Annotated in this window: 9 protein-coding genes and 1 pseudogene; 2 read left to right on the top strand and 8 right to left on the bottom strand. The window is 56.5% G+C overall.

Annotated elements, in window-relative coordinates; all coding sequences use genetic code 11:
- Nucleotides 1-503 precede the first annotated feature (503 nt).
- A complete protein-coding gene (locus HWX25_RS32070; protein ID WP_175916901.1) occupies nt 504-629 on the top strand; it encodes a helix-turn-helix domain-containing protein in 126 nt (41 codons plus the stop codon).
- Between the two features lie 84 nt (nt 630-713).
- Here the strand turns inward: HWX25_RS32070 and HWX25_RS32075 are convergent, their stop codons facing one another.
- From HWX25_RS32075 to HWX25_RS32105, 7 genes and pseudogenes are all read right to left on the bottom strand, one after another.
- Nucleotides 714-1,481: an OmpW family outer membrane protein gene (locus HWX25_RS32075; protein ID WP_080741459.1), complete on the bottom strand. Its 768-nt coding sequence runs from the start codon at nt 1,479-1,481 to the stop codon at nt 714-716.
- Nucleotides 1,482-2,049: 568 nt separating this feature from the next.
- Nucleotides 2,050-3,183, bottom strand: a pseudogene (locus tag HWX25_RS32080) (IS110 family transposase); the annotation flags it as partial.
- Between the two features lie 141 nt (nt 3,184-3,324).
- Nucleotides 3,325-4,344 carry a helix-turn-helix domain-containing protein gene (locus tag HWX25_RS32085; protein ID WP_279610153.1) on the bottom strand — a complete coding sequence of 340 codons (1,020 nt, stop codon included), beginning with the start codon at nt 4,342-4,344 and terminating at the stop codon, nt 3,325-3,327.
- Between the two features lie 197 nt (nt 4,345-4,541).
- Entirely contained in the window at nt 4,542-5,807 is a 1,266-nt protein-coding gene (locus tag HWX25_RS32090) for a cystathionine gamma-synthase family protein (RefSeq protein WP_175912579.1), read from the bottom strand.
- Nucleotides 5,808-5,970: 163 nt separating this feature from the next.
- Nucleotides 5,971-6,429, bottom strand: a complete 459-nt coding sequence (locus HWX25_RS32095) for an ester cyclase (RefSeq protein WP_230624142.1) — start codon at nt 6,427-6,429, stop codon at nt 5,971-5,973.
- 48 nt (nt 6,430-6,477) lie between these two features.
- On the bottom strand, nt 6,478-7,248 hold the full coding sequence (locus HWX25_RS32100; RefSeq protein WP_175912581.1) for an MBL fold metallo-hydrolase: 771 nt from the start codon (nt 7,246-7,248) through the stop codon (nt 6,478-6,480).
- A gap of 86 nt (nt 7,249-7,334) precedes the next feature.
- On the bottom strand, nt 7,335-7,913 hold the full coding sequence (locus tag HWX25_RS32105) for a TetR/AcrR family transcriptional regulator (protein ID WP_043179577.1): 579 nt from the start codon (nt 7,911-7,913) through the stop codon (nt 7,335-7,337).
- A gap of 433 nt (nt 7,914-8,346) precedes the next feature.
- Between HWX25_RS32105 and HWX25_RS32110 the strand changes: the two genes are divergently transcribed.
- Nucleotides 8,347-10,299, top strand: a complete 1,953-nt coding sequence (locus HWX25_RS32110; RefSeq protein ID WP_230624140.1) for a sigma-54-dependent Fis family transcriptional regulator — start codon at nt 8,347-8,349, stop codon at nt 10,297-10,299.
- Between the two features lie 635 nt (nt 10,300-10,934).
- On the opposite strand, the gene HWX25_RS32115 is transcribed toward HWX25_RS32110, so the two are convergent.
- Nucleotides 10,935-11,768 (bottom strand): IS66 family transposase (locus HWX25_RS32115; protein ID WP_175912583.1); only part of this gene is annotated, 834 nt, incomplete at its 5' end.

An 11,768-nucleotide genomic window follows, 5' to 3' on the forward strand; every position in this document is an offset into this window, starting at 1 on the left:
GAAATAAGGTGCATCCTCGGGGCAAACTTCTCCGAATGGGCGGCGCTTCGCTTCGGTATCCGGCCATTCCCCGCCCACATCGCCGACCACCTCGCGCGATCGCCTATTAATCAGTGTTTCCCTAGATCCGGTATTGTTGGTTATTGAGCAATGCCGTCTGTCCAGTCATTGCGGAGTGGGGGCAAGGAACGTCAACGTTTGGGTTCGATAGGACAGTTGTACAAGTGCTCCGAGGCGCCCCACTCGCTGGCTCAGTCGGTGCGAGGCCGAGTTGAATGACTGGCTCCGAACCTCCGCGTGCAACCGATGGTTTCCCGGCCCCCGGTGTTGACTACGACGGCAGGGTTGCTTCGGGCCGAGCATTGAAGGTGGATCACCTATCAGATCGCCCTTGGCGCGAGCACCACCCAGGCCTTGCGCGAGGGCGGCTCTGTGCCGATTTTAGCGGGTATGCTCGAAGTGGCGTTCGAAACTCAATATCCTAATTCATCGGATATACGGCGATGGCGGTGGCGCAGATTCCCAACCTACTTGGGTTCTCCGAAGTAGCATACTTCTCGCGCTTTTTCCGCCGCCAGGAAGGCGTGAGTCCCAGGGAATTCCGACAGCGGCGGGGAAACTATCAATGAGGCACTGTCCGAATCGCCCAGCATTATTCGTAGCGTGCCGTCGCTAGCGATTGACGCACACATGCATGGATGCCCAGTTTGGCTTTAAAAGCGGTAGCCAATCCCGACGAAAACTGCGATTGGGTCACCGGTGATCTTGCTCGAGTTTGTCAGTGTCGTCTGACCCGTTTGTGATACTGCATTGAAGTGCGCATGCGTTACAAGCGGGAGATAGGTCGCGGATGCAGTCATATACCAGCGATCCGAAATCCGATATGACGCACCAACGGAAAATACGGGATTCCAAGAGTTGCTAAGCGACGCCTCGGCATGGCCGCCTGGGCCACCAAACTGCGTCAGCACGCCAGCAATGTTCGGGTTTAACTGGACCGCGGAGAACCATGTGTAGTTTAAGCCTGCTGCGACGAACGGGCGAAACCGGTTGTTTGCTGGGCCGAAAAAGTATTTCGCAAGAAGCATCGGTGCCCATGCGCGAGTCGTCGCGAACGGATGTAGATCACCCATTGGAAGCACCGGACCGCCAGAACCCAGTGGGGTTACGTTGCCTTGCGCGTAGAGATTCAGTTTTGGAGGCACGCCCAGAACCGCTTCTAGCGCGACGTTGTCGGTGACGAAGTAGGAGAGGGTGAGTTCGGGAGTAACGACGTTATGTACTTGAGCATCTGTCCCTGCTGACGTGAAGGTTCCGTACGGCGACTGACTTTGAAGTTCCGTGGAATGCGATCGTCCAAAATCGATCCAAGTTGGACCCAATGATGCGATAAAACTGCCCGAGCTTTGGGCGAACGCCATCGATGAAACCGACATTGCGAGCGCCATTGCCGGAATAGTTGCTCTGAAACGCTTTGCCATACTTGCCTCCAATACTTCTTGATTGACGTGGATTTTTGCTCTTTTTGGCCTTGTACTTGTTTTGCTTATATTTTCGTGCGTGCTGCGCCGACGAATTAATCCACATCGACCTCTGACTCGGTAATGCGATTTCACCGAAGGCTGCCTAACTCCGTCTCAGTACTGTCTGTGCCGCCGTACCTCGGTTGGGAATTTGCTATCGCTATCGGAGGCGTGGCGCGGTTAGATCAGTTGCTGGGCTGGCGGCTGCCGCTCGCGAGCATCTGAAGTTGACCGCGATGTGCGTCACCGTGATTGCAGTGTCGACAGCCAATTTCAAACCGTCTTGTCTGTCGGGGAACAGATCGTTGACGGTTCGTGCCATTGAGTTAGCGAGCCTGATTTGTGCGCGACATCAGAGCGATGTGTTCAGAGGCGCTCAAGCAAAGCGATCAGCAATCTGGCTGCCGTGAGCAACGTACTCTACGGATCAATTTCCGCAAGACAGTTGCGTATTTGGCTGGTAAGCGAAATGTGGGAGTCTCGTGCTGCGGGGTCAATGCAAGAGTGCCGGGGGCTACGTGTTTCGTCAGGCGTTAGGGGTTGACTTGGGTTGGTAAATGGTGCCGTCGCGCCGCACGGCAAACAGGACGTCGCAGCGTCGCCGTGCCAGTGCGATGAGCGCTTGGTTGTGGCGCTTGCCTTGCTGGATCTTGCGCGAGTTATAGACCCGTGAGACTGCGTCCCGTAAGACCGCGAAGGAGGAAAGGAACAAGGCGCGCTCGATCACCTTGTTGCCCCGTCTGGAGGGGTGTTCGCCATGGATCGACGAGTCTGAGCGCCGGGAGACCGGCGCGAGGTCAGCGTAGGCGGCCAGATGAGCAGCCGAAGCGAACGCTTTGTGTACGACTTCGGTCAGGAGTCTGGCGGCGGTCCTGACGCCGACTCCCGGCATGCTGGTCGCGACCGGCCAAAGAGGGTGAGCAAGCACCAGCCGCTCGACTTCGGCGGCGATTTCGTCACGCTGCTTGCGCAAGGCCTCGAGTTGCTGGGTCAAGCGGGGCATGACGATGGTGGCAGCCTGCGTGCCGGGCATGATCACGGCTTGCTCGTTCAGCGCTTGAACGATTTCGGTCGCCAAGTTCTTACCCATGCGCGGTGCGAGCTTGGTCAGGCGGTTGGCGAGCGTCTTCTCGCTGGCAGCGGCGAGCGCGCTTGGGGATGGGTAGCGCTCAAGCAGATCGAGTACTGCCGGATGGTCGAGGCGCGGTCCGAGAACGCGTTCGAGCGCTGGATGGATCTGGGTGAGCAGGCCGCGAATGCGGTTACTGGTTTGAGTGGCTTGGGCTGCAAAATCATTGTCGAAGCCGCACAGCATGGTGAACTCGGCTAGCTGCTCGCCGGCCAGCCGAAGCGAGCGCAGCGTATGTGGCATCGAGCGGGCGGCTTCGACAATGATCGCGGCATCGCGGGCGTCGGTCTTGGCTTCACCTGCCTGCAGATCGGCGATGCGACGCATGGCCAGTCCAGGCAGATTGGCGACGAGTACGCCTTCGCCGTGGGCAACGGCTAATGGAAGGGCGCCAATGGTGGAGGGCTGATAGACGACGAATAGGAGTCGACCGTGAGTTTTGAGTTCGGCGATGAGGGCACGCAGCTTGGCCTCGTCGCTGGCTAGTGCCTTGTTGTACAGACGCTTGCCGTTTCGATCAAGCGCGACGGCGGCCGTTCTTGAATTGCCGCGCGTCGACCACCGTTGCTACTGCAGCCGATGCTGTGAGCCGGCCGACGCCGCATACGCCATGCATCGTTGGGCTTGTGGGTCGTGAGCGGCTTTGCGTGCCGGCTGTTACTCAGTCTCACACTATTGGATCTCGAGATCGGCATTTCTCGATTCCGTTTGCAAGGATGCGACACCGCCGATTGAGTCGGAATATTGTGTACGGTACTCGCGTGCGGATACGCCGAAGTGATGTCGAAAGACTCGACTAAAGTGTGCGGTATTGTTAAATCCCCAACTCAAGGCGATTTCAGTAATTGAGCGATGTTGCCAAGCCGGTTGAGCAAGCCACTTTGCACATCTTTTGAGCCTTTCATGAAGGATCATATCGCTGATGGATTCGCTGCTGGTAGAGAAGATTCGGTACAGATAGCGTCGAGAGATGCCGAGAGCTGATGCGACTTGGGAAGGGCACAAACTAGGGTCGCGAAGATTCTCGCAGATAAAGGTACGAGCGTGGCGGAGATGCATTTCCCTGACATCCGACATGAGTACCGGAGAGGTGTTGAAATGTTCGGAAAGTGCTGTCGCGACGAGGTCAGCAGTAACACCGGAAAGATGCTCGATGATCGATGAGGAATGCTGAATGCCGATTGCCTCTCGATGCATCGCGCTGATGTGTTCAACTGCGACGCGCCCGAGGCCGCTCTGTGCGGGCACGCTGATGGCAGTATGTTGCCGGTCGCAAGGGCCGCGTGACGACAAGAGTGTCCTGCGAAAACGCACCGTGAATTGCTGACCAGAGTATTGCCATACGAACGGCCGAGAGGCGTCAAATAGCACCATGTCATTCGGTCGGAGCTGCGCAGTCCGACCATCTTGTGACACCACACTGATCCCGCTCAATTGCACTGACAAGAGAACATGATCGCCATCTTTACCTTCTGAAAGACCGTATCGGTGATTCGCGATGTGGTCGGACGCCTGGAGATGTGCCATGCATATCTGACCGTTATCGATCATGTCAACCTGTGCTTCGAAGGGGGATCGTGGTGCGCTCGCTATCGACATCGACATGGGTACGCAGTGTTCCGCGATCCACTTCTCCCAAGCGGCGAGCCGATCGCACGGCTCGAACTCTGATGTGGTAAAGGAACGCCTCATGATTGCTGTACCTCATTCGTCAGAATTCGTAGTTCTCTGCAGACTTGAAAGTGATCCAGAAAGGCTATCAAGTCACTCTGGCTTTCCGAGCCTGAACGCTCCTCGAGCGAGGCTCGCACGGAAAGCGTTGATGCAATGAGTCCGTCGGCAGTAACATATTTGAACAATCATATGATCGACGACGGTACGATAAATCTCTACTTTGGTGAGTCAACAAACTTGAGTGCCCGTTCGAAATCTTCGATCAAGTCTTCCGCATCTTCGATTCCGACTGAAACTCGAATCATCCCGTCGGGAATTCCCATCGACAAACGAATCGCCGCTCCAGCTTCCCAGAATATGGTCGACGCAACCGGAATGACGAGTGTCCTGGTGTCGCCAAGACCTGTTGCCTTGATTGGAATGCGAAGGTAGTTGAGAAAATCGACGGTCGCGTCAGCACGGGTGAGCTCAAAAGACAGCAACCAGGAGTTCGCCCTGAATAACGTCTTGGCGATGTGGTGTTGCGGGTGATCGGCGAGACCTGGATAGCTCACTTGCCTGACAGCGGCATGGCCTTGAAGATACTCGGCCAGAAGCAGTGCAGTCTCGCTGCATTTTTGCACGCGGAGCTCCAACGTCTCCATGCCGAGCGAGATCTGGTGCGCTTGCTCCGAGGAGAGTGACGCCCCCATGTCCCGAAGGCCCTTCTTGCGAATTTGGAGCAGGCCCTGTTGCGCCGCAGGCGCTCGACGGTATTCTTCGGCTATGTTGGGGTAGAGCTGCCAATCAAATATACCGGTATCAGTGACTGCACCTCCCAGCGCCGCACCATGACCAGCAATCGTTTTGCTTAGCGAATTGATGACCAAACTCGCTCCGACTGCCTTGGGGGTGAAGAGTGCCGGCGAAGTGATCGTGTTGTCGACGACATATGGAATGCCACGTTCGCGACAAAGTTCGCCAATTTGCCTAAGATCTGGAATCTGCGTGCCAGGATTGGCGATCGTTTCGAGGAACACCATCCGGGTTCTTTCGGTCATTGCATCTGCGACCGATTGCGCCGATGAGGTGTCCACCATCGTCACCTCAACCCCCAATCCGCGCAGGGTTCCAAGCAGACTGTTGGTGTTCCCGAAGATGAAGCGGCTAGAGATTAGATGATCGCCCGCACGCAGAAGCGTATAGAACACTGCGGAGAGTGCCCCCATTCCGGTACCGAAACACACCGTCCCAATGCCCTGTTCCAGTTCCGTGATCTTTGTTTCCAGGGCAGCAGTGGTGGGCGTGCCTTGGCGCGCGTAGTTGAAACTACCCTTCTTCGTCCCCTGAAAGACACCGATGAGGTCCTCGACCCGATCAAACCCGTATTGAACCGAGGTGTGAATAGGCGCTCTCAGCCCACCGTATTCGATACCAGTCAGTCGGTCTTTGTGCACTAAGCTTGTCGTCAGTCCAAGCTTCTTGTTCGTATTCCCACTCATATATCTTCCGTCGGCTGAAATTGAACGACTTCGACTGCGATGTCTCCATGCAGCCGCTTGTCGAGCGCGGCTGCATGCTAGCTCCAAACGATCATGGCTCCCACAATTCACGACGGGAACTCAGGGCTCTCTCGGGTAAGCCCTCGGCGTCAATTTACGAGAACTATGCCAGAGCACCCAATTGTCGACGAATGTCCAGTCGATCGAAGTGTGCTCGCTTCTCGATGATCTTTCCGTCTGCAATCCTAAGAAGCATCATCAACGAGAAGCGTAGCGTCTTGCCGGTCGGCTCCACTCCTTCGATCGGACCTGATTGTTTTCCTTCGAAGGTCAAATAGGCTGCAACTTGGTCACCCTCGGCGAGCAGCGCTTCGAGCGGGAATCGGAAACCTTTGAAAGCGTCGAAGTTCTTCTTTTCTGAGTCGACGAACCCTTCCGCGCCTTGAATCGGGGTATCGACCTGCAAGTAAAAAACGAAGTCCGGATGACACAAGGCTGCGGCCGCTGAATAGTCCTCTCGCTGCAGGGCGGCGTAGAACTGCCGGACAATGTCCTTGTTCGCTTCAACTTGAAGAGCCGCTTGGAGTGCGCGGCCCATTTCTTGGTTTGTGTCGGCTGACATGATTTTGTACCTTTCGTGCGAAATGAATCGAGTTGCGTCGACAAGCCTTTAGAGAGTGCAGGTCTCGCCGTCTTCCGGGATGAGCAGAAACCCGGTCATGCCTTTTTCGGCGGAGAATTCACGCAGTTCCTTTCGGGTCAAGGTCGCATGATTGACCGCTTCCATGTGCGTTGCGAACAGCATAGCTTGGGGCGCGGCCTGATGGACTTTATAGACGTCCTCCTTGCCCATGATGATCGAACCCAAGCCGGGAACTTGCGCATCGCCGCTGTTCAGGATGATGGCCTCCGGCTTGTAGGCTTTCAGGTTGTCTTCCACATACTTGTTCCAAATCGTGTCGCCAGCAAGGTACAGAGTTTTTTCTTCCGGATGCTTGAAAACGACACCGCTCACTTGTCCGAGCAAATGGCCGATGGCGTGAATCGCTTCGTCCGATCCATGTTGGCCAGGCGTCTTGATGAGCGTCAATCCGTTGAATTCGGTGCTCTCAGTCATCAGACGAACGTCGGTGAAGCCCGATTCCTTCACGATGTTGGCATCCTCTTCATGCTGGACGAAGATCGGCATGTCCTTCGGGATCAAGGATTTGGCGCCGTCATCCCAGTGATCCAGATGGGTGTGGGTAACGATGATGGCGTCCACGTCGAGAATCTGATCGACAGGGAGGGGCAGTTCGACGGTCGGCCAATTCAGGTGGCTATTCGCCGTACCTTCGAATCCGGGGTAGGTGTCCTTGGGGGACAGCACGGGATCGACGAGGAACCTCGTGCCGGCGATTTCGACGATGACTGTCGCATTGCGGATTTGCTGGATCTTCATGGGGACGCTCCTTCTGCGTGGGGGGGTTAAGTACCGATCGTTACATAATGAAGTAAAAAAAGTGCGTGCGAGACGCACGCACACGTTCAGTCGAGATTCGAGAATAGCAGCCGCAAGGCGTCATCAAGTCGCTCAGAATCGTAACCGGCGCGAACCATCACCTGGAGTCCTGGGAACGCTACGACCAACAGCCTCGCTGTGTCACGTGCCGGCTTGGCGCTCTTCACTGATCCTTCTGCTTGACCGCGTTCGATCGCGCGTGTCAGAGCGTCTTCAATACACTGGAAATCCTGTTGAACCCGCACTCGAACTTCAGAATCGTGCGGAGCCATCTCGACAGCTTGATTTATGCTCATGCATCCGCGTGTGAACTCCGGTGCGCGGGCATCAGCGACGATCATTCGAAAAAAAACTTCGATGGCGTGGCGAGCCGGCCCATGCTCCAAAATACGACGCATGTCGTGAGCGCGCTCACCCCGGTATGCGTCGAACGCAGCCAGAAACAGTTCGCGCTTTCCGCCAAATGCCCCGTACAAGCTGCTCTTGCCCAGTCCTGTCGCTGCTACCAAATCAGTAACCGAGGTGCCTTCATAGCCTTTACGCCAGAACACGCCCATTGCTTGGTGCAAAACCTCTGCGGCGTCGAATTCTCGCGGCCGCGCCATAGACTACCTCCACTTCAACTGCGATTTACCTATCACCTTGCGAGGCATTATGGAACGAGCGGTACGAAATGTCAACCATGTTCGTCGGGTCGCTCATCGGTGGCGACGGCAGACCGTCCAAATACAAAATAGGGAGCGATTATCGTGGGTGGCACCGATGACTCTCGGGCTCAGTGTGGTCGTGCTTCGGTGAGCGCGTGTCTCGTACCGAACGCTACCATTGGCTGCTTGGAGACAAAGCATCAATGTACGTTGCGAGGCCGGCCTTCATGGAAACGTCCTCGGCGTGGACTGGATGCGCGTCAATTTTGAACAAGTTGACGTCGCCAATCGCGTGGCGATATTGTGCAATCGGCTTGAAGGGGGTTCCCCTAGTTGTCGAGGCTAGCCGATCGTGGCAGATTTTGCTTGTTAAGTGGTGGTGGAATTTCAATTGGCTGCTCAGCTCCTAAGAGCCGTGGGAGGTGTCCGCGGTCTTACCCATACCGAAACCTCGGTCTCGTACCAGTTGCAAGTCGCGAATCTGGTGCGCGATCAGTTGCGCTCAGACGGAGTGCTGCCCGAAGGCGTGCTGCGGGAGGATATTGAGGCGTCTTGGCGACGAAGCATCGACCAGGGTGTTCGCTGGTATGACCATTCATTGCTGGATCTTCCGGATGCGAAGTGCCAGGAAGAGATGCGTGAGATGAACCGCGCTTTGCTGGATGCAGCGACACCTGAACTCCGCTTTCTTGCGGAGCGTTGCTCCCCACAAGAAGTTGTCATTCTGACCGACGCCGATGCGGCGATCCTGAAAATTGATGGTCACGTGGTTCGATTCAAGGAGCAAATTGGAATCCGCGACATGCGTCCTGGCGCTTGCTGGAGTGAATCCCTGCGAGGAACGAACGCTCTCGGGATGGCGCTCATCGAAGGCCGATCCGTACTTGTGGATAGCGGCGAGCACTTTCTGGACAGTTTGAACCGCGTTTCATGCAGATCGATGCCTATCGCGGACGCGTATGGCAAGATTCTCGGTGTGCTGGATGTGACTCGTGACGGGCCGCTTCCGTTCCAAGACACGACCTTTATGCTGATGAATACGGTGGCACGACATATCGAGCGCCGGGTGTTCGCTGCTACGTTCCCCGAGCATGTTCTGGTTGCTATACACCCATACGAGCAATATCTCGATTCGGCATGGTCCGGTCTATTGGCCATCACAGATGACGGTACGATCGTGGCTGCCAATTTCCAGGCATGTGAGCTGTTGAATCTTGAGAGGTCGGAAATCGTCGGTCGCCAATGCGGCGACCCGTTGCAGCTGCGTGGCACGACATTTATGACTGTCCTAGAACAAGCTCACGGACTGCAGATCTCTGGCATGCAGCATGATTTTCGGTTCAAGGTTCTTGCATTGCCTCGGTATTCTGTCCCTGGAATTGTGCGCGCCAACGCACATACGGGAGCGGCGGAGGACGAATCTCCTTTGGCCGCGCTTGCCGGTGGAGAACGCCAGTTGCTGCGCTCATTGCAGATGGCGCGCCAGGGCTTGAACAACGGTGTGCCGGTCTTGCTACAAGGAGAGACGGGTACGGGTAAGGAGGTGGTTGCGAGGGGGTTGCACGATGCCAGCACGCGTGCTGGAAAGTCGTTCGTCGCAGTGAACTGCGCTGCTATTCCCGAAGGGCTAATCGAGTCGGAACTGTTCGGCTACCGGGAGGGGGCTTTCACCGGGGCTAGAAAGGGAGGAGCCGTTGGGCGCCTGATGCAAGCGAATGGAGGGACGCTCTTTTTAGACGAAATCGGAGACATGCCCACTGCTCTGCAGGCTCGCCTATTGCGGGTTCTACAGGAACGCAAAGTTGCTCCATTGGGCCCCGGCGGCGAACAGGATATCGACGTGGCAGTGATCTGCGCGACCCACCGAGACTTGAGAACGCTTGTGCGCGACAAGATATTTCGGGAGGACCTTTACTATCGGGTCAATGGCTTCTCGATTCGTCTCCCTGCGTTGCGTGAGAGGCACGACATCGATTTGCTTGTACTGTCGATATTGAAGAGGCTCGGGGCGCCGGAGGTGCGTATCAGTGACGAGCTAGCGAGAGTTTTTCGGAAGCACCAGTGGCCAGGCAATATTCGCCAACTCGAAATGGTGTTGCGGACTGCGTTGGCGGTTCGGTGCGACGGCGAGATCGAGCTTGGGCTGGATCATATGTGCGTTGGGTTTGTTGACGCCGATGCCTGCCTGGCTCCAGCAAATTCGGTTGGATTGATTCGCAAGCAAGAAGCTCATTTGATTCGCGATGCACTGGAAAAGCACGACGGAAATGTGGCTGAAGCTGCAAAGACTCTGGGCATTGGCCGGTCTACGCTTTATCGAAAAATTAAGGAAATTCAGGGTTAACGACGTCTCAATTGGCCACTTTTGCACGATCCTGATACGCGTAGCTCACGAATACGGTTACTCGTTGGAATTCCATCTGATTCGCGAGAAACCACAGTTCTGCCGATGAGACGGATGTGTCGACGACCTGCGGATTGACGACGTTTGGGCACGCCTTCCGTATTGAATCGTGTGTACGTCTGCCCGCGGAATACTTAGCGTAACGATGGCTAAATGAGCAATCGTTCCGAAACGATCGTCGATCGACTTGAGTGCAAGCAACCTGCATTGAGTTCCCCTCAGCTTCACCGCAAAGATCCAGTGGCGAGGGTCGGCATCAAGCCAATCTTCGGTATGGAGTTCGCAGGATTTCGTGGAGAGTCTATAACCAACTGACGGATGATGCCTCAGGTGGCGAAAATGACGAAGTCGCCACGGTATCCGAATACACGACTAGCGTACAAGTTCACCAAGACATACCGCAGGAAATTTTCTGTAGAAGCGATGTGCGAAGTGCTCGGTGTATGGCGTGCGTTCACGCGTTCTGCGGCCTCGCGGAAAAACTCCACACGTATCTGCCTTAGGCGTGCCGCTGATGCCAGCGTAAGCACTCGACCAGCACCGTAGCGTAGATCGTTGACGACGGCAGCGCGATGCTATCGGATAGGCTCGACGCGGGCAGTAGAGGGCAACGACGACGCCACGTTCCACGGTAACAACTCGTCGATGCGGTTGATCGGATGGTCAGCGATGCGCTCGAGCACGTAGGCGAGATACACCTCGGGATCGAGGCCGTTCAAGCGCGCCGTGCCAATCAGGCTATACATCGCGGCGGCACGTTCGCCACCGGAGTCGGCGCCGGCGAACAAGTAATTCCGTCTGCCGAGGGCAACGCCGCGCAGTGCTCGCTCGGCGATCAGGTTGTCGATTTCCGCACGCCCGTCGCTGCAGTAGTAGATGAGCGCCGGCCAGCGATTCAGCGCGTACTGAATCGCCTTGGTCGTGTCGGATTTTGCAGAGAGCGTGGCGAGCGTTGCCTCGAACCAGCGTTTCATGTCGTCGAGCAGCGGCACTGCTCGCGTCTGGCGCACACTGCGCCGCTCATCAGGTGGTTTGCCACGGATCTGCTCCTCGATCTTGTAGAGCGCGCCGATCCGGTGCAGCGCTTCCTCCGTTATCGCATTGGGACGGACGGCATGTAGATCATGGATCTTTCGGCGAGCGTGGGCCATGCAGGCGGCTTCCTGGATGGTGCCGCCGCGATACAGTTCGGCATAGCCGGCAAACGCATCGGCTTGCAGCACGCCGGCGAAGTCTGCAAGGTGCTGCTGTGGATGCTCACCCCGTCGATCGGGTGTGTAGGCGAACCAGACCGCCGCCGGCGCTTCGGAGGCACTTGGCCGATCATCACGCACGTAGACCCACAGACGTCCTGTCTTCGTGCGGCCGTTGCCGGGCGCCAGCACTGGCAGCGGCGTGTCGTCCGCATG

This window comes from Burkholderia sp. BCC1640 (assembly GCF_902833125.1).
Classification (GTDB): domain Bacteria; phylum Pseudomonadota; class Gammaproteobacteria; order Burkholderiales; family Burkholderiaceae; genus Burkholderia; species Burkholderia diffusa.

Excerpts from the sequence above, each read along its gene's own strand:
- HWX25_RS32070 (WP_175916901.1), top strand. The coding sequence starts at position 504 with ATGGCGGTGGCGCAGATTCCCAACCTACTTGGGTTCTCCGAAGTAGCA.
- HWX25_RS32075 (WP_080741459.1), bottom strand. The coding sequence starts at position 1,481 with ATGGCAAAGCGTTTCAGAGCAACTATTCCGGCAATGGCGCTCGCAATG.
- HWX25_RS32085 (WP_279610153.1), bottom strand. The coding sequence starts at position 4,344 with ATGAGGCGTTCCTTTACCACATCAGAGTTCGAGCCGTGCGATCGGCTC.
- HWX25_RS32090 (WP_175912579.1), bottom strand. The coding sequence starts at position 5,807 with ATGAGTGGGAATACGAACAAGAAGCTTGGACTGACGACAAGCTTAGTG.
- HWX25_RS32095 (WP_230624142.1), bottom strand. The coding sequence starts at position 6,429 with ATGTCAGCCGACACAAACCAAGAAATGGGCCGCGCACTCCAAGCGGCT.
- HWX25_RS32100 (WP_175912581.1), bottom strand. The coding sequence starts at position 7,248 with ATGAAGATCCAGCAAATCCGCAATGCGACAGTCATCGTCGAAATCGCC.
- HWX25_RS32105 (WP_043179577.1), bottom strand. The coding sequence starts at position 7,913 with ATGGCGCGGCCGCGAGAATTCGACGCCGCAGAGGTTTTGCACCAAGCA.